The sequence below is a fragment of the Curtobacterium sp. 1310 genome (assembly GCF_017834105.1).
Lineage (GTDB): Bacteria > Actinomycetota > Actinomycetes > Actinomycetales > Microbacteriaceae > Curtobacterium.
Map to the genome: position 1 here is coordinate 812,214 of NZ_JAFICY010000001.1, position 16,638 is coordinate 828,851.

The 16,638-nt window shown below is 75.4% G+C and carries 17 protein-coding genes and 1 riboswitch; of the genes, 7 read left to right on the forward strand and 10 right to left on the reverse strand.

Translation table 11 applies throughout. The features are described from left to right. Nucleotides 1-510 precede the first annotated feature (510 nt). The gene (locus tag JOD95_RS03720; RefSeq protein ID WP_209683109.1) at nt 511-1,491 is read right to left on the reverse strand and encodes an iron chelate uptake ABC transporter family permease subunit; all 981 of its coding nucleotides are present in this window, start codon (nt 1,489-1,491) and stop codon (nt 511-513) included. Beyond that, nucleotides 1,488-2,540: an iron ABC transporter permease gene (locus tag JOD95_RS03725; protein ID WP_209683112.1), complete on the reverse strand. Its 1,053-nt coding sequence runs from the start codon at nt 2,538-2,540 to the stop codon at nt 1,488-1,490. Before JOD95_RS03725 ends, JOD95_RS03720 begins: the two co-directional genes overlap by 4 nt. Before the next feature lie 189 nt (nt 2,541-2,729). On the opposite strand from JOD95_RS03725, the gene JOD95_RS03730 reads away from it, so the two are divergent. After that, the gene (locus JOD95_RS03730; protein ID WP_209683114.1) at nt 2,730-4,256 is read left to right on the forward strand and encodes a S1C family serine protease; all 1,527 of its coding nucleotides are present in this window, start codon (nt 2,730-2,732) and stop codon (nt 4,254-4,256) included. 49 nt (nt 4,257-4,305) lie between these two features. Here the strand turns inward: JOD95_RS03730 and JOD95_RS03735 are convergent, their stop codons facing one another. Together JOD95_RS03735 and JOD95_RS03740 are read right to left on the reverse strand one after the other, a co-directional pair. After that, on the reverse strand, nt 4,306-5,463 hold the full coding sequence (locus JOD95_RS03735; protein ID WP_209683116.1) for a hypothetical protein: 1,158 nt from the start codon (nt 5,461-5,463) through the stop codon (nt 4,306-4,308). Between the two features lie 189 nt (nt 5,464-5,652). Further along, entirely contained in the window at nt 5,653-5,943 is a 291-nt protein-coding gene (locus JOD95_RS03740) for a hypothetical protein (RefSeq protein WP_235426549.1), read from the reverse strand. Between the two features lie 97 nt (nt 5,944-6,040). Here JOD95_RS03740 and JOD95_RS03745 point away from each other — a divergent pair, with 97 nt between their 5' ends. Next, complete coding sequence (locus JOD95_RS03745; RefSeq protein ID WP_066653687.1) at nt 6,041-6,403, forward strand: RNA-binding S4 domain-containing protein; 363 nt, start codon at nt 6,041-6,043, stop codon at nt 6,401-6,403. 23 nt (nt 6,404-6,426) lie between these two features. On the opposite strand, the gene JOD95_RS03750 is transcribed toward JOD95_RS03745, so the two are convergent. Together JOD95_RS03750 and JOD95_RS03755 are read right to left on the reverse strand one after the other, a co-directional pair. Then, nucleotides 6,427-7,368, reverse strand: a complete 942-nt coding sequence (locus JOD95_RS03750; protein WP_209683119.1) for a DnaJ domain-containing protein — start codon at nt 7,366-7,368, stop codon at nt 6,427-6,429. A 355-nt stretch (nt 7,369-7,723) separates the two neighbouring features. After that, nucleotides 7,724-8,476, reverse strand: a complete 753-nt coding sequence (locus JOD95_RS03755; protein ID WP_209683121.1) for a phosphotransferase enzyme family protein — start codon at nt 8,474-8,476, stop codon at nt 7,724-7,726. Nucleotides 8,477-8,626: 150 nt separating this feature from the next. Here JOD95_RS03755 and JOD95_RS03760 point away from each other — a divergent pair, with 150 nt between their 5' ends. Together JOD95_RS03760 and JOD95_RS03765 are read left to right on the forward strand one after the other, a co-directional pair. After that, nucleotides 8,627-9,268, forward strand: coding sequence for a GntR family transcriptional regulator (locus JOD95_RS03760; RefSeq protein WP_066653683.1), 642 nt, complete (start codon nt 8,627-8,629; stop codon nt 9,266-9,268). After that, nucleotides 9,265-10,518 carry an MFS transporter gene (locus tag JOD95_RS03765; RefSeq protein ID WP_209683124.1) on the forward strand — a complete coding sequence of 418 codons (1,254 nt, stop codon included), beginning with the start codon at nt 9,265-9,267 and terminating at the stop codon, nt 10,516-10,518. Before JOD95_RS03760 ends, JOD95_RS03765 begins: the two co-directional genes overlap by 4 nt. 95 nt (nt 10,519-10,613) lie before the next feature. Here the strand turns inward: JOD95_RS03765 and JOD95_RS03770 are convergent, their stop codons facing one another. Beyond that, complete coding sequence (locus tag JOD95_RS03770) at nt 10,614-11,558, reverse strand: NUDIX domain-containing protein (protein ID WP_209683127.1); 945 nt, start codon at nt 11,556-11,558, stop codon at nt 10,614-10,616. A gap of 68 nt (nt 11,559-11,626) precedes the next feature. Beyond that, nucleotides 11,627-11,722, forward strand: a riboswitch (TPP riboswitch). On the opposite strand from JOD95_RS03770, the gene thiM reads away from it, so the two are divergent. The 3 genes from thiM to thiD all read left to right on the forward strand — a co-directional run bounded on the left by thiM (nt 11,711) and on the right by thiD (nt 14,879). Next, on the forward strand, nt 11,711-12,619 hold the full coding sequence (gene thiM, locus JOD95_RS03775) for a hydroxyethylthiazole kinase (protein WP_209683130.1): 909 nt from the start codon (nt 11,711-11,713) through the stop codon (nt 12,617-12,619). Its footprint overlaps the riboswitch before it by 12 nt. Further along, on the forward strand, nt 12,616-13,284 hold the full coding sequence (gene thiE / locus JOD95_RS03780; RefSeq protein ID WP_209683133.1) for a thiamine phosphate synthase: 669 nt from the start codon (nt 12,616-12,618) through the stop codon (nt 13,282-13,284). Before thiM ends, thiE begins: the two co-directional genes overlap by 4 nt. Further along, the gene (gene thiD / locus JOD95_RS03785) at nt 13,281-14,879 is read left to right on the forward strand and encodes a bifunctional hydroxymethylpyrimidine kinase/phosphomethylpyrimidine kinase (RefSeq protein ID WP_307810359.1); all 1,599 of its coding nucleotides are present in this window, start codon (nt 13,281-13,283) and stop codon (nt 14,877-14,879) included. Before thiE ends, thiD begins: the two co-directional genes overlap by 4 nt. A 124-nt stretch (nt 14,880-15,003) precedes the next feature. Here the strand turns inward: thiD and JOD95_RS03790 are convergent, their stop codons facing one another. The 3 genes from JOD95_RS03790 to JOD95_RS03800 all read right to left on the reverse strand — a co-directional run bounded on the left by JOD95_RS03790 (nt 15,004) and on the right by JOD95_RS03800 (nt 16,595). After that, entirely contained in the window at nt 15,004-15,513 is a 510-nt protein-coding gene (locus JOD95_RS03790) for a metallophosphoesterase (protein ID WP_209683136.1), read from the reverse strand. Beyond that, the gene (locus JOD95_RS03795; RefSeq protein WP_066653673.1) at nt 15,510-16,046 is read right to left on the reverse strand and encodes a MarR family winged helix-turn-helix transcriptional regulator; all 537 of its coding nucleotides are present in this window, start codon (nt 16,044-16,046) and stop codon (nt 15,510-15,512) included. Before JOD95_RS03795 ends, JOD95_RS03790 begins: the two co-directional genes overlap by 4 nt. An 87-nt stretch (nt 16,047-16,133) precedes the next feature. Next, complete coding sequence (locus tag JOD95_RS03800; protein WP_066653671.1) at nt 16,134-16,595, reverse strand: VOC family protein; 462 nt, start codon at nt 16,593-16,595, stop codon at nt 16,134-16,136. Between the last annotated feature and the right edge of the window lie 43 nt (nt 16,596-16,638).

Below are 16,638 nucleotides of genomic sequence, written 5' to 3' on the forward strand. Positions count from 1 at the left end.
CGAACGGGGGGTCCGGGCGGTTGTGTGCGGCATCACGCAGCGCAGTGCGGCATCGCGGGACCGCGCGCGGTTTCCCGCACGAGGGGGGGCACGCCCAGCTGCTTCGGCCGGCACCGCCCCGCGTCACCAGCGCCACCAGCGCCCCGGGTCACCAGCGCAACCAGCGCCACCAGGGCCGCCAGGGCCGCCAGGGCCGCCAGCGCGACCATGTGACGGACGGGAGGCGCGGTGCCGGCCCGCACCGCGCCTCCCGTCCGTCCGTGCATGCGTGCGTCGATCGCCGACACCCGTTCCGTGCGCCCGTTCCTTCCCAGAACGGGTGGGATGCCTTGCGGGAACGGGCGTACCTGGTGGACCAGGACGATCAGGTACGCCCGGATCGACCAAGTACGCCCGAACCGACCAGGCATGCCCGGAACGATCAGGTACGCCTCGCAGGGCCGGGTACGCCCGGAACGACCAGGCACGCCCGGCAGGGCCAGGTACGCCCGGCAGGGCCGGGTACCGCGCCTACCGCCCGCGTGCGAGGAGCCAGAGCAGGTACGGCGCCCCGACCACGCCCGTGACCACACCGACCGGCAGGGCGTTGCCGGGGATCGCGAACTGCGCCAGCAGGTCGCTCGCGAGCGTGACGACCGCGCCGACGGCCGCGACGACGCCGAGCGCGACCCGCCCGTTGCCGACGAGACGGCGTCCGATCGGTGCCGCCATCAGCGCGACGAAGGCGACCGGGCCCGCCGTCGCGACCGCTCCCGCGGTGAGGCCGACGGCGGTGAGGAGCAGGAGCGACTTCGCGCGGTCGGGCCGGAGTCCGAGGGCGGCGGCCACCTCGTCCCCGAGCGCGAGGACCGTCAGCCGGCGGGACTGCGCGAGCGCAGCGGCCAAGAGCAGGACGACGGCGACCGCGAGGATGCCGACGAGGGTGCGGTCCACCGCGTTCAGGCTGCCCGAGAGCCAGAGGAGCGCGGTGCCCGCCTGCTGGACGGTGCCCGCGGTCAGCATCCAGCCGGTGATGCTGAGGCAGATCGCCGCCACCCCGATGCCGACCAGGACGACGCGGTTGCCGGTGATCCCCCGACGCCAGGAGAGCGCGGCGATGACGACCGACACGAGCAGGGCGCCGACGACGACGGACCCGAAGAGCACACCGCCGCTCGCCCCGAAGAGCACGATCGCGGTCAGCCCCGAGGCACTCGCGCCCGAGGTGATGCCGATGACGTCGGGGCTCGCGATCGGGTTGCGGACGACGCTCTGCACGATGCCGCCGGCGGCGCCCAGCGCGGCACCGACCAGCACGGCACCGGCGACCCGGGGGCCGCGGAGCTGCCCGACGACGAAGTCCGAGACGGTGTCACCGTGTCCGACCAGGGCACCGGCGACCTGCAGCGGCGAGAGCGGGATCTCCCCCACCCCGAGCCCGACGAGCACGAGGGCGCCCAAGAGCACGACCACCGCGCCGAGGACGGCGAGCTCGCGACGGACCGCGGTCACAGGCCGGTCACCACCCGCGACCGGACGAGCCAGATGAACACCGGGGCACCGATGAGCGCGGTCACGATGCCGACCTGCAGCTCCCCCGGGTACGCGACGACCCGCCCGATCACGTCGGCGACGAGCAGGAGCGCGGGTGCGACGAGGGCGGACAGGAGGATCGTCCAGCGCTGGTCGGGCCCGCTCAGCCGGCGGACGGCGTGCGGGACGGCGAGGCCGACGAACGCGATCGGTCCGGCGGCTGCCACCGCGGAACCCGCGAGCAGGACCGTCACGAGACCGCCGACGATGCGGACGAGCACGACCCGCTGGCCGAGCGACGCGGCGAGCTCGTCCCCGAGCGCGAGGGTGTTCAGGGAGCGTCCCAGCCCGGCGGCCACGACGAGTCCGACGAGGACGGGGACGGCCACGACGCCGGCGGTGCCGAGGTCCTTGCCGGCGAGCGCTCCGACCTGCCAGAAGCGCAGCTGGTCGAGCAGGCTCTGGCTCGACACGAGGACCGCCGTGGTGACCGACGACAGGGCGGCGGCGACGACCGCTCCGGCGAGCGCGAGGCCCACCGGCGACAGGCCCCGCCGGGCTACGGCCGCGATGCCGTAGACGAGCAGCGCCGCGAGCCCGGCCCCGACGAAGGCGAAGGGCAGGTACGCGGCGGTCCCGCTGATGCCGAACACCGCGATCCCGACGACCACGGCGAGGGCTGCTCCGGCGTTGATGCCGAGGATGCTCGGGTCGGCCAGCGGGTTCCGGGTCACGCCCTGCATCACGGCACCGGCCACCCCGAGCGCGGCGCCGGCGAGCAGCCCCACGACGGTGCGCGGGACGCGGTTGCCGAGCACGATGAGTCCCACCTCGTCGTCCCGGTGCGGGTGCAGGACGACGTCGAGGACGGTGCCGAGCGGGATCGGGCGCGAGCCGAACGCCACGGAGAGCGCGACGGCCACCACGAGGACGGCGACGGCGAGCAGCGCTGCCCCGACGAGACGGGACCGCGAGGCGGGTGCCGGGCGGGGCCGGACTGCAGGGGTGACGGGTGAGGACGCGCGCATGGGAAGTGCGGCAAGCCTAATCCCGCCCCTCGTTCGGCGGCCCCCGAGGAAGCCCGGAGCCGGCACAGGGTCCGTTCATAGGGTCGTCATGGGTTCGGCTCCTGTACTGGTCTCCGTCGACGTCCGATCGGGTCGTCGAGGAACGAACCGCCACCCCTCGGGTGGTCGAGGGACGACCGGAGAGCACCCATGAACGAGAACCCCGCCGACGACCAGCGCGCGACCGACCGTCCCGGCTGGGAGGCCCCGCACGCCGACCGCGACACCCTCCGCCCGGCGTACGCCTTCGACGGCAGCGGCCCGTGGCTGTACGGCACCGACGGCTCGGGGCCGTACGCCTACACCCCGGACGGTCGCGGCCCGTACCTGCTCGGCAGCGCGGCCCTCGGCGGTCCCACGGACCCGCGTCCCGGTACCGCGAGCACGAGCACGGCGGCAGCAGGCGCGACGGCCGGCAGCACCCCCTGGGGCTGGACCTCGGGTGCGGCGGCAGCGAACCACCCCGGCGCGAAGCGCCCCCGGCGGCTCGGACTCGTCATCGGCTCGGGCGTCGCGGCGCTGGCGATCATCGGCGCGGCCGGCGGGACGGCGCTCGGCCTGTCCTCGCAGGGCGCCACGACCACGTCGAGCCAGTCGCAGGGCACCACGACGCTGCCGGGCGGTGGCTCCGGCACGAGCGGCGGGACGAACGGCTTCACCGTGCCCGGGTACGGGAACGGCTCGGGCAGCGACGGCAGCAGCGGCAGCGGCAGCGGCAGCGGCAGCGGTACCGGCACGGGCACGCAGACCGCCGCGACCCCGGCGACCGCGGCCCAGACGAAGGGCGTCGTGACGATCGACACCGTGATGAACTACGACACCTCGTCGCAGGCCGCGGGCACCGGTATGGTCCTCACCGCGGACGGCTTCGTCCTGACGAACAACCACGTGGTGCAGGGCGCCACGAGCATCGCGGTCACCGACGAGACGACCGGCAAGCAGTACCGGGCCGAGGTCGTCGGCACCGATGCCACGCACGACGTGGCCGTGCTCAAGCTGCAGGACGCGTCCGGCCTGTCCACGGTGACGCTCGACGACGACGGCGAACCGTCGACGGGGGACGCGGTGACCGACGTCGGCAACGCGGAGGGCACGGGCAACCTCGTCGCCGCCGCGGGCACGGTCACCGCCCTCGACCAGGACATCCAGGTGCAGAGCGAGTCCGGCACGGGCACGGAGTCGTTGCAGGGCCTGATCGAGGTCGCCGCGCAGATCGTCCCGGGCGACTCCGGCGGTCCGGTCCTGGACAGCGAGGGCGAGGTGGTCGGCATGGCCACCGCGGCGTCGTCGGGCTCCGCCGAGGTCACCGGGTACGCGATCCCGATCACGACCGCGAAGGCCATCGCGGACAAGATCCTCGCCGGGGAGTCCTCGGACACCGTCACCATCGGCCTGCCGGCGTTCCTCGGCGTCGAGGTCGGCTCGACCGCGGCGACGCAGACCACCGCGGGTGTGCCGGTCGCCGGGACCGTCGACGGTTCGGGCGCCGCAGCAGCGGGACTGGTCGCCGGCGACACCATCACGAGCCTCGACGGCACGGCGGTCACGAGCAACGACGCACTGACGTCCGCGATCCGCTCGCACGCCGTCGGTGACCGTGTGCAGGTCGGCTACACCGATGCCTCGGGCACGGCGCACACCGTGACGGTGACCCTGACCGCAGGCCCCGCCGCCTAGCGAGAGCGCCGCCCGAGCGGCAGCAGCAGCAGCAGCGGCAGCAGCGGCCTCAGCCGAGCAGCGCGCGCACCACGGACCGGTACACGTTCGCCGGGGAGTCGGACCGGAAGGCCGTCTCCCCGGCCTCCGTGCGTCCGACCCGGGCGAACCCGACGCCCTCGGCGTGCACGACGACGACGGGGGCCGGTCGACCCGGGCGACGGATCGACGAGACCGTCCACGGCGCGGCCCAGAAGCGCGCGAGCCGCGGGTCGGCCTCGGCGACGGCCACCGGCAGGTCCGGCGCGGTGTCGGCCGCACCCGTCCTGCGGGCCAGCAGGTCCGCGTGGAGCGACCCCGTGCGGAAGGGGAAGGTCCACGACGGGCGGATGCCGAGCCTCCCGGCCGCCAGCGCGACCACGCGCTCGACCGGCAGCCGGGCCACGGTGCCGCCCGTCTCGTCCGTCCCGTCCACGACGGTCTCCGACCAGGCCTGGAGGCGCGTGGTCAGCCCGTCGGGCAGGCGCTGTTCGAGGGTGACCGGCCGGGTGTCGTCGGCCCACGGCGCGAGGAGCTCCTGGGTGGTCTCGGGGAGCGTCCCGAGGCGGCCGACGAGCCCCGTCTGCACGAGCTCGCGACCGGCGGGCGAGCGCAGGAGCATCGGGTCCCACCGGCGTCCTGCCAGGCTGCGCAGGGTCGTGAGCGCGTCGGGCCCGAGGTGCGTCCCGTCGAGCTGCGGGACCGGCGCCGCGACCGGCAGGGCCTCGAGCTCGCGCTGCGGGCGGGCGGGTGCGGGCTCGGTGGCACGGACCGACTCGAGCACGGTCGAGACCAGGTCGTCGGTCGCGAGCATCCGGGTGAGCGGCCGCTCGACGGTCAGGTCGACCCGGTGCCGACCGGTCACGAAGAGCAGGTGGGCGCCCGCGACGTCGCCGTCCTCGTCGGGGCGGACGTACTCGACCAGGCGTGCCGGGGCGCCCGCGGTCGTCCACGGGTCGCAGCCGATGAGCCGCAGGCCCTCGACCGACCCGGGCAGGCGTTCGAGCAGGCTGGTGTGCTCCTCGGCGACGGTGCGCTCCGAGGGGCGGGACCGGACGGTCAGGACGACGTCGTCACCGGTCAGCCGGAGGTCGGCCTGCGGGGAGTCCTCGCGGCGCCAGCGGTCGGGGCGGCGGAGCGTCAGGCGGGAGGTTCGGTCCTCGGTACCGAGCGGGACGGGGACGGCCATGGGTCGAGGCTACGTGGCGACGGCTGCGGGGACGGCGACGGCTCGCCGGTGCGCCGCGCGGGCGGAGCCTGCTCGCCGTCGGGCGAGGTGGGTGGAGCTGCGTCGCGGGCTGCGTCGCGAGGCTGCGTTGCCGGCCGCGTCGCGGGCTGCGTTGCCGGGCTGCGTCGCGCGGCTGCGTCCCCTGGCCCTTCAGGGGCGGCGCGTCCGCGGTGTCGGCGGCGGGGGCACGTGCTTCGCCGCGACCACGTCGGCGAGCGGGACGTCGACGTGCCCCCGTCGCGTCTCGATCGTGACCGTGTCGACGGTCCGTGCGGACAGGGTGCCGAGGGCGTCGCGAGCGCCGTCCCCGACCCGTGCCCGCACGACGAGCCGGTCGCCGGGGGACGCCGCACGCAGGACGCCGAGCGCCAGCGCCCGGGCGAGGGCATCCTGCTCGCTCGGAGCCCGGCCGTCCGGGTCCTGCTGCCGCGGTTCCTGCACCCGTCGAGCGTACGGCCCGGTCGCACGGCTCGGGTGTCGGCCCGCTCGGCTCCCCGGCGCGGGCTGCTCGCAGGGCTGCGCCGCCTAGGGTGGTGGGATGGAGAAGGCGCGCGTCGACAGCTGGATCTGGGCGGTGCGGATCACGAAGACCCGGTCCGCCGCGACCAGTGCGTGCAAGGCCGGCCACGTCCGGGTGAACGGGGAACGTGCGAAGCCGGCGCAGCCGATCGCCCCCGGGGACGAGGTGCGGGTCCGTCAGCACGGGTTCGACCGCATCGTCGTCGTGACGGGCATCATCCTCAAGCGGACGAGCGCGACCGAGGCGGCGAAGCACTTCGAGGACCGGACCCCGCCCCGGCTCCCCCGCGAGGAGGCCGGGTTCGTCCCGACCCGGGACCGAGGCGCCGGTCGTCCGAGCAAGCGGGAGCGCCGCGACCTCGAGAAGCTCCGCGGCCACTGACGCGACCGGGCGTCGCGCCGCCGTCAGACGAAGCGGACGGTCTGCTGCAGGCGGTCGCGGACGTCGAACACGTCGACCGAGCCCTCCGGGGAGAACACCCCGTTCAGGACCTGACCGAGCGCACTGCGACGGACCACGAGCGCGGTGGGCTTGCGCGCCGACCCGACGACCTGGACGTCCTCGTCGACGGCGGAGTCCGGCACGACCATCAGCCGTCCGGTGAACTTCACGCGGGTCTGCTTCTGTACCGCTCGGGCCGCCCGCACGAGCTCCTTGACCGGACGCTCGCCCGGCGCCAGGGTCTCGCCGGCGATGTCACCGTGCTCGATGCGCACGGGAGCGCCCCAGTCGATCGACTCGACGGCCCAGAGTCCGCTCGGGGTCAGCACGGCGTGGTCGAGCTTGCCCTCGGCACCGGCGTCGAGGTCGTGCCACACGGTCACGCCGATGCCCATCTCCGCGATGATCGACGCCGTCGCCTCCTCCGCGAGGGCCTCGGCGAGCAGTCGGCGGATGTGCCGCGGCGCGGAGCGGACCAGCGCCGGGTCGTACGGGTCCTCGACGGGGTCGCCGAGGCCGACCCACTCGCGTTCGGCCTGCAGGAAGACCTCGCGGGAACGACCACCCGGGTGCCCGTACGAGCGCGCCCGCGGCCGGGAGTCGCGCCGAGCCGTCGGGGGCGCGAACCCCTCGCCGTCGTGCGACCAGACCGAGGACCCGGACGGACCGGACGCTGCGCTGGGGGTCGACGTGCGGGAGCCAGCGTCGTACGCCCGGCGGGCAGCCGGGGTCCCGATGCGCTCCCACGCGATCTGCACCTGGCGGAAGCGCCGGGCGTCTCCACCGAGGTCGGGGTGGGTCTCGCGGGCGGCACGACGGTACGCACGGCGGAGCGCGTCGTCGTCGGCGGTCGCGGGGACGCCGAGGACCTCGTACGGGGTGGCGTCGGCCGGGCTGTCGGTCATGGCCCTGCGACACTACCCGCTGGAGCATCGGAGTCCGCCGCGTGCGGGCTGGGAGCTGCCGGGAGGCCCGGTGCACGTCCGACGCGCGCGTCGCGCCCCGAGACGCCGGCGTCTGCGCGGGACGCCGCGGTCCGACGCGCGTCCCACACCGGCGAGACGACGGCGTCGGTGCGAGACGCCGTCCGCCGGTCGAGACGCCGCGGGATCCGGCGGCGTCTCGACGGCTCCGCGGCGTCCGGCACCGACGCCGGCGTCTCGACGGCTCTGCGGCGTCCGGCACCGACGCCGGCGTCTCACGTGCACGGCGGTGTCCCGCACCGACGCCGGTGCCCCGCGCAGCTCGTCCGCGCGGACGTCAGTCGGCGGTGACGGCCGCGCGGATGAGGTCCGCGTGGGACTCGATCCACGCCACGTCGGCCCGGTACAGGTCGGCGTGCCCGTGCTCGAGGTCGCTGAGGAACTTCGGGTTCCCCGCGGCGGCCTCGGTCTCCATGGTCGTGACGAGGGCGACGAGCGAGGCCGTGATCGTCTCGACGAGCACCCCGCGGGAACGGTCGTCGAGCCCGTAGGCGCGGCAGAACTCCGCCGCGCGGTCGAGGCGCTCGTCGAGTCCCGGCGCCGAACTGCCCTCGACGAGACCGGTGGTGAACGGCGCGAAGCGGTAGACCGCGCTCGCGACGTCCCAGACGCGCGGCCCGGGGTGCGCGGTGTCGAAGTCGATGAGCCCGACCGCGGCGATGCCGTCGTACACGCAGTTGTACGGCGCGAAGTCACCGTGCACGATCGTCTCGACCGGCAGCCGTTCGGCCTGCGACCAGACGTCGACCGCGTCGTCCCGCGGGTAGGTCGCCGCGACGTCGTGGTACTGGCGCAGCAGTCGCGCGGACGTGACGAGGGCCGCCTCGCTCGCGATCTCGGCGCTCCAGGGGTAGTTGCCCGCCGTGCCCGGCACGAAGCTCACCGTCTCGAGGGCGTCCCCGACGGCGATCGGTTCTGGTGCCGCGACGAAGCCCTGCTCGTGCAGGTGCGCGAGCAGCCGGTGCACCGTCGGTGTCCAGGGCCCCGCAGGGCGGTGCACACGGTCGTCGGCTCTGGTGACACGCTCCATCGTGACCTCCTGATCGGTACGTCTCCGTTGACGTGAGGGTCAGCGTAGCGACGCCGGGTGGGCGATGTCTCGATCCGGTCACGACGACCGCGTGACGATCTCGCTCCACAACGTGTGCAAGCTTGCATGCAAGGCGTAGGATCGGCTGCCGTGAGCGACACCAGCACCGAGGTCTCCGCCGCAGGACGGGCGTACGAGCACGTCAAGCGGGCGATCATCCGCGGCGACCTGCCGGGCGGCACGGCGATCAGCGAGAACGTGCTCTGCCGGGAGATCGGCGTCTCGCGGACACCCGTGCACGAGGCGTTCCTGCGCCTGGCGGCCGAGGACCTCATCCTGCTCGGCGCCCGCCGGGGCGCCGTCGTGCGCCCGATGTCCCCGAACGAGGCGGCGGACGTGCTCGAGGTGCGTGAGGCGATCGAGTCGACCGCGGCGACCCGCGTCGTCACCGACGGCCGCGTGCCGGAACTGGCACCGCTCCTCCAGGCCGAGCTGGCGGAGCAGGAGGCGGCGGTGGCCGCCGGGGACGTCGACCGCTTCGTCGAGCGGGACGCGGCGTTCCACGGCGCCGTCGTCGCGGCGTCGCGGAACGCGATCGCCGTCCGCTTCGCGCGGACGCTCGGCGACCGGCAGCAGCGGCTGCGGCACCAGCTGATGCGCGTGCGACCGGAGCAGTTGCAGGCGTCGCTCGACGAGCACCGGGCGCTCGCCGCGGCCCTCGACGACGGGGACGCCGAGCGGTACGCGGCGGTCCTCCGAGCGCACGTCGCGTCCCACCGGGGCGCGCTGTGAGCGGCGCGACCGGGAGCATCCCGACCACCGGCTCCGTGCCGGTGCCGGCCAGCCGGGTGGCCCCGTGGGCGATGGTCTGGGGCGCGGTCTTCGTGTGCTCGTGGGGCGGCAACCAGTTCTCGCCGCTGCTGCTCATGTACGAGGAGCGGGCGCACTACTCGTCCGTGCTCGTCAACGTCTTCCTCGGGGTCTACGTCCTCGGGCTCGCACCCGCGCTGCTCGTCGCCGGGTCGCTCTCGGACCGGCACGGGCGGAAGCCGCTCATGCTCGTCGGCATCGCCGCGGCCGTCGTCGGCAGCGGACTCCTGGCACTCGGGCCGTTCGGACCCGGCTTCCTCGCGGCCGGCCGGCTGTTCTCCGGCATCACGGTCGGCATCGCGATGGCGGTCGGCAACAGCTGGGTGAAGGAGCTCTCGCAGGGCCGCCACGACCCCTCGGCCGATGCCGGCTCCGGGGCACGGCGCGCGTCGCTGGCCTTCACGCTGGGGTCCGGGATCGGTGCCCTCGTCGCCGGTGGGATCGCGCAGTGGGGGCCGGTGCCCGAGGTCCTGCCGTTCCTCGTGCACATCTGCGTCGCGGCACCGTTCGCCCTCGTCGTGTGGCGAGCGCCGGAGACCGCGGTGAACGGTGGTCTCGCCGGTCCGTGGTGGCGGCAGCTGGCGATCCCGAGTGCCGGGCACCGACGCTTCACGCGGGTGGTCGTCGTCGCGGCACCGTGGATCTTCGGGTCCGCTGCGATCGGCTACGGGTACCTGCCGACCCGGCTCGCGGGAGCGACCGGTCCGTGGGGCCTGGTGTTCGCGACCGCCGCGACCGTCGTCGCCCTCGGGGTCTCGAGCGCGGTGCAGCCGCTCGCCAAGCGCGTGCACTCGGTGTCCTCGGCGCGCGGGCTCGTCACCGCCGTCGCCGTGATGACCGTCGGGATCGGGGTCGTGCTCCTGGCGGTGGAGCTGCAGTCGGTGTGGGTCGGGCTCGCGGCGAACGTGGTGATCGGCGTGGGGATGGGGACCGCGCTCGTGTCCTCGTTGCTCGAGGTCCAGCGCATCGCCGGGTCGCGCGACCTCGCCGGCCTGACGGGAGCGTTCTACGCGGTGGCGTACAGCGGGTTCCTGGCGCCGGCGGTCATCGCGGCGATCGCGGGCGGTGCCGGGGTCCCGGTGTCGGCGATCCTGGCCGTGGTGGTCGGGCTCGGGGTGGTGTCGTGGGTGGCGCTGCTGGTGTCGTCGAAGCGGTACGTGCCGGAGGGCTGACGCCGCAGCGGGCCGGCGCTGCAGTGGACCGACGCAGCAGCGGACCGGCGCTGCGGTGGGCCGACGCAGCAGCGGACCGATGCAGCGGTGGCGGACTACTGCTCGCGGAACCAGCCGGGGCCGCGGACCTCGGCGCCCAGGGCCTCGACCCGGGTACGGAGCTCCCGGTCCGCCGTGACGACGACGACCGGTGCGTGTCCGTCGCCGAGCGCCGACCGGGAGGCCTCGACGATCGCGTCGTCGCCGGAGCCCTCGGCGCGGACGACCCCGACCGAGTCGGCCGCACCGCCGAGGTCGCCGGCACCGACGGCACCCGCCGCCGTGCCCGCAGCACCGGCACCCGCGCCGGCCGCCCGTGCCTCGCCCTCGAGCACCACCGTCCACCGCGGCCACCAGCGGGCGAAGGGCAACCCGAGCTCCCCCGCGCCCACGCCCCGTCCGGCGAGCGCCGCCACGGACGACAGCAGCCGCTCCGCCGCGCCCGCACGGTCCTTCCACCAGCCGTCCGGGACGCTGCCGACGACGTTCGCCGCGTCCACCACCACGTGCGGCACCGTCTCGATCGCGCCGCGCAGGGCCGGCCACGAGGCACCGAAGCCCGGGTGCAGGGGCAGCGCGTCGACCTCGGCGACGGGGACCCACGACAGCGCGAGGCTCTCGCGGTCCGCGATCACCGGCTCGAACGGGCGGCGGGCGCGACCGACGACGGTCGTGTAGGTCCAGAAGCCCAGGTCGAGCACGGCGGCGTGCCGCAGGTCGATGCCGTCCTCGGGCACCCCGGCCTCCTCCGCGGACTCCCGGAGCGCGGCGGTGACGGCGTCCTCGTCCTGGTGGCGTGCACCACCGGGGATCCCCCACGTGCCGCCGTGGTGGCTCCACTCCACGCGGTGCTGCAGGAGCACCCGTCCGGCACCGTCGTCGACGAGCAGGCCGGCCGCGCCGAAGCGTCCCCAGGCCTTGGTGCCGTCCGGTCCGACGGCCCACGCGTCGCCGGGGTCGCGGGGTCCGGGCGGCGGTCCGGGAGGGGTCACGTCAGGCACCCGTCAACACTGGCACACCGCACCCCCGGAGTGCCCGGAGGAGGTCGTCGGACGTCGTGTACGGTGTCGTCCGAGACACGGGGTGCCGCACCGAGCGGCTGAGATCACACCCGTCGAACCTGCTCGAGCTCGTACTCGCGAAGGGATCGTCCATGCACACTGCTGCGCCCGTACCCGGACCCGCCGGCTCCCCGTCCCCGGACTGGGCCGACCGCACCGCCACGCTGCTCGAGGAGGTGCGCGCCCGCAGCCCCCTGGTGCAGTGCATCACGAACACCGTGGTGCAGAACGTCACGGCGAACGTCCTGCTCGCCCTCGGCGCCTCCGCGGCGATGGTCGACGTCACCACCGAGGCCGGTCCCTTCGCCCGCGTCGCCGACGCCCTGCTCGTCAACACCGGCACCCCGCACCCGGAGCCGCGTGCGGCGTCGGTCGAGGCGGCATCCGCAGCCGTCGACGTCGGCACACCGTGGGTCCTGGACCCCGTCGCGGTCGGCGCGCTGCCGGTCCGCACCGCCCTCGCCCGCGAGCTCCTCGCGCTCCGGCCGACCGTGCTGCGCGGGAACGCGTCGGAGGTCCTCGCCCTGCTCGGCGACGCCGACGGCGGCCGCGGGGTCGACAGCACCGTCGGCACGGACGAGGCGCGGGCGGCAGCGCTCCGGGCGTCGGACGGGAGGCTCGTGGGTGCCGTGGCCGTGTCCGGTCCCGTCGACCTGCTGGTCGCGCCGGGCACCGGTGTGGTGCGGGTCGCGAACGGGTCGCCGCTGCTGACCCGCATCACCGGCGGCGGGTGCGCGCTCGGCGCGGTGGTCGCCGCCTTCGCGGCGGTGGTCCCGGACGACCCGGGTGCAGCCGCCGTCGCCGGGACGGTGGTGCACACGGTCGCCGCCGAGCTCGCCGCACGTGACGCCGGCGGCCCGGGGACCTTCCAGCCGCTGTTCCTCGACCGGCTGGCGACGCTGACCCCCGAGGACGTCCTCCGGGTGGCGCGCATCACCACGGAGTCCGCACCACCGACGATCCCGGGGTCCGCTGCAGCGCCGACGGTGGTCCGACCGTGAGCGCCCCGACGGACCTGGGCGTCTACCTGGTCACCGACCCGGTGCTCGTCGACCGGCACGGCAGGGGCGTGCTCGGCGTCGTCCGTGCCGCGGTCGACGCCGGGGTGCGGCTCGTGCAGGTGCGCGACAAGCAGGCACCGGTCCGCGACCTCCTCGCCCTCACCGCCGCGGTGGCCGACGCCGTCGGGGACCGCGCGACCGTCGTGGTGGACGACCGGACGGACGTCGCGCTCGCCGCCCGACGTGCCGGACACCGGGTCGCGGGCGTGCACCTCGGCCAGTCGGACCTGCCCGTCGCGGCCGCCCGCGCGCTCCTCGGGCCGGACGCCCACGTGGGGCTCACCGCGAACGCCCCGGCCCACCTGGCGGCCCTCGCGGAGCTGCCCCGCGGCACCGTCGACCTGCTCGGCGTCGGTGTCGTCCACCCGACCTCGACGAAGCCGGACCACCCGCCGGCGCTCGGCGTGGACGGCGTCGCCCGGATCACCGGTGCGGCGCGCCCGCTCGGGGTCCCGTGCGTCGCGATCGGCGGCGTGACCCTGGACGACGTCGCGCCGCTGCGTGCGGCCGGTGTCGCCGGTGTCGCGGTGGTGTCCGGGATCTGCGCCGCCGCCGACCCGCACGCGGCAGCGGCGGCGTACCTCCGCGCCTGGAGCGGGTCGTGACCGCCGCCGAGCCCGCCGTGGGCTCGACGTCGCCGCCGGTGCCGCCGGTGCCGGTGCCGGGGCGGCCGCACGTGCCGCGGGTCCTCAGCATCGCGGGCACCGACCCGACGGGCGGCGCCGGACTCCACGCGGACCTCAAGGCGATCACGGCGCACGACGGCTACGGCATGGGCGTCGTCACGGCCCTGGTCGCGCAGAACACCCACGGCGTGCGGTCGGTGCACGTCCCCGACGTCGGGTTCCTCCGCGAGCAGCTCGACGCCGTGTCGGACGACGTGGTGGTCGACGCCGTCAAGGTCGGGATGCTCGGCACCGTCGACGTCGTCCGTACGGTCACGGACTGGCTCCGCGACCACCGCCCGCCCGTGGTCGTCGTGGACCCGGTGATGGTGGCCACGAGCGGCGACCGGCTGCTCGACCGGCAGGCGACCGCCGCGATGGGCGACCTGCTCGCGCTCGCCGACCTCGTGACCCCGAACCGCGCGGAGCTGACCGACCTCGTCGCGCTCGCCGGGGGCACCGCACCGACGCCCCTCGAAGCCGCACGGCTCGTGGCCCGTCGGTGGGACGTCCTGGTGCTCGCGAAGGGCGGGCACGACACGGGGCCGACCGCCGACGACGTGCTCGTCCGGCCCGACGGCTCCGCCCGCACCTTCCGGGGCCCGCGCATCGCGACGACCAACACGCACGGAACGGGGTGCTCCCTGTCGAGCGCGATCGCGACGCTCGCCGCACGGGACGGCGACTGGGAGCTCGCGGTCGGCGGGGCGAAGACGTGGCTCACCGCCGCACTCCGTGGCGCCGACGCGCTCCGGGTCGGGACGGGCAACGGACCGCTCGACCACGGTGCGCTCACCCGTGCCGCGCTCCCCCCGACGACCTGGACGGACCGGTGGTGGGCGGACGTCGCCGAGACCCTCGACCGGACGCTCTCGTGTTCCTTCCTCGAGGGCCTGCGTGACGGCACGCTCGACGGGGACGTGTTCGCCCGGTACCTCGCGCAGGACGTCCACTACCTGCGGGCCTACGAGCAGCACCTGCGACGGCTGGTCGCCACCACGGACGGCGAGCCCGCGGCGTTCTGGGCCTCGGCCGCCGCGGGCTGCGCCGACGAGGCACGCGACCTGCACCACCGCCGCCTGGCGGGCACGCACGCCGACGACCCGGTCCACCCGACGTGCGCCGGGTACCTCGCCCACCTGCAGGCCGCGGCCGACAGCGGGTCGGTCGGGGTGCTCGCCGCCGCCGTGCTGCCGTGCTTCCGGGTCTACGCCTGGGTCGGCACGCAGCTCGGCCGCGCCCCGGAGGGACACCCCTTCGCGGACTGGCTCGGCGCGTACGGCGACCCGGCGTTCGCTGCGGCGAGCGCCGAGGCGACCGCGCGCGTCGAGGCGCTCGCGGCCGCCGCGGACCCGTCCGAGCGGGGGCGGATGGCGCGGGTGCACCGACGGTCGACCGAGTGGGAGCTCGCGTTCTTCCGGATGCCGACGGAACAGGTGGACCCGTCGGCTCGGGTTGACCCCGCGGACCCGGCGGACCCGGCGATCCTGGAGGACCCGTCGGCTCCGGCTGACCCGCCGGCGCAGCGCGACTGACCGGACCACGGTTGTCGCACGCGGCACGGGACGGTCGGGAGGCACGGGGCGGACCCGAGCCGTGCCTCCCGTCCGGTGGGTCCCCCGTCTGCCGACTCGCCCGTCCGGCGGTCGTGCGGTCGCGTCAGCGCGCCGCCGGCTGCAGCCGGACCGTCTCGACCGTCAGCGCACGCCCGTCCACCGTGCCCCGCATCCACGTGAAGTCGGGCTGCCTGCGGCGGTCCGTCGGCGACCCGGGGTTGAGCAGGCGCATCCCCGACGGCGCGACCGAGTCCCACGGGATGTGCGAGTGCCCGAACACGAGCACGTCGGTGTCCGGGTACGCGGCGTCCGCCCGGCGCTCGCGACCCGTCGCCGCACCGGTCTCGTGCACCAGGGCGAAGCGGAGGTCCTCCACCGTGAAGCGGGCCACCAGCGGCAGCCGGTCGTCGAACTCGGGGCCGTCGTTGTTGCCGCGGACGCCCTCGAACCGACGGGACCGACCCTGCACGGCGTCGAGGGTGGCGAGGTCGACCCAGTCCCCCGCGTGCACGACGAGGTCCGCCGCGTCGACGTCCGCCCAGAGCCCAGCCGGCAGGTCCTTCGCGCGCTTCGGCAGGTGGGTGTCGGAGAGCAGGACGAACGAGGTGGTCACGGGGCGTCGGGACCGTCCGTACCGGCGTGGCCGTCCGGCGTCGCGCGGGCGGGCATCGGCAGACCGGCCTCGTCGGCGGCGCCGAGTCGTTCGAGCAGCCCGGCGAGGAGCGCGATGTCGTCGTCCGACCAGTCGGCGAGCCGTTCCTCGAGCGCGTCGCGGTGCAGGCGCACCGAGCGGTCGAGGGCGGCACGACCGGCGTCGGTCGCCTCGAGGGGCTTCGCGTTGCCGGAGCCGCCGTCGGTGGTCCGCACGAGCCCCGCCGCGAGCAGGCCGGACAGCTGCCGCGAGATCGTCGAGCGGTTGAGCCGCAGGTACCGGGCGATGTCGATCGCCATGCACCCGGGGTGCTGCACGACGAAGTCGACGAGGGACTGGTCGACGACGCTGAGCACGAGGTCGTCGCCGCGCGCCCGGATGCTCGCACGTCGCGTGATGCGGGCGAGTTCGGTGTAGGCGCGTCCGATGTCGCCGTTGCGGACCTCGTCGTCGGGGCGTCCGCCGTCACGGACCGCCGAGCTCGGGCTGCTCATCGCGTTCTCCAGCCTGTCACTGCGTGCGCCGGGTGCTCGGCGCTGGTGGGTGCCGCCACCCTACCGGCGGTCACGGGCTGCTCCCCCTCAGTGACCGGCGGCTGCGGCCTGCAGCGCGGGGATGTCGAGCTTGACCATGTCCTGCATCGCCTTGAACACCCGGGCGTTGGCCTCGGGGTCACCGCCGCCGGTCATCAGGTCGCCCATCATCGACGGGGTCACCTGCCACGTCAGGCCCCAGCGGTCGTGCAGCCACCCGCACGCGAGCGGTCGGCCGCCGTCGGCGAGGAGCGCGTCCCACACCCGGTCGAGCTCGTCCTGCGTGTCGACGTCGACCTGGAAGGACACGGCGTCGGTGTGCGGGTGCCCCGGGCCACCGTTCATCGCCCGGTAGGGCTGTCCGAGGAGCGTGAACTCGACGACGAGGGCGGTGCCGTCCGGCGTCCGGGCGACGCTGTCGACCCGACTGTCCGGGAAGAGCGACGTGTAGGTCGTGGCGGCCTGTTCGGCCTGGTCGTCGAACCAGAGGAACGGGGTGATCGTGGGCACGGTGCCTCCGGGTGCTCGGGTGCGGCCGCGACGCTGCGGCCGG

Bases quoted from the DNA above. Each gene is read 5' to 3' on its own strand.
- JOD95_RS03755 (WP_209683121.1), bottom strand. From the start codon at position 8,476: ATGGAGCGTGTCACCAGAGCCGACGACCGTGTGCACCGCCCTGCGGGG.
- JOD95_RS03730 (WP_209683114.1), top strand. From the start codon at position 2,730: ATGAACGAGAACCCCGCCGACGACCAGCGCGCGACCGACCGTCCCGGC.
- JOD95_RS03795 (WP_066653673.1), bottom strand. From the start codon at position 16,046: ATGAGCAGCCCGAGCTCGGCGGTCCGTGACGGCGGACGCCCCGACGAC.
- JOD95_RS03735 (WP_209683116.1), bottom strand. From the start codon at position 5,463: ATGGCCGTCCCCGTCCCGCTCGGTACCGAGGACCGAACCTCCCGCCTG.
- JOD95_RS03750 (WP_209683119.1), bottom strand. From the start codon at position 7,368: ATGACCGACAGCCCGGCCGACGCCACCCCGTACGAGGTCCTCGGCGTC.
- thiM (WP_209683130.1), top strand. From the start codon at position 11,711: ATGCACACTGCTGCGCCCGTACCCGGACCCGCCGGCTCCCCGTCCCCG.
- JOD95_RS03725 (WP_209683112.1), bottom strand. From the start codon at position 2,540: ATGCGCGCGTCCTCACCCGTCACCCCTGCAGTCCGGCCCCGCCCGGCA.
- JOD95_RS03745 (WP_066653687.1), top strand. From the start codon at position 6,041: ATGGAGAAGGCGCGCGTCGACAGCTGGATCTGGGCGGTGCGGATCACG.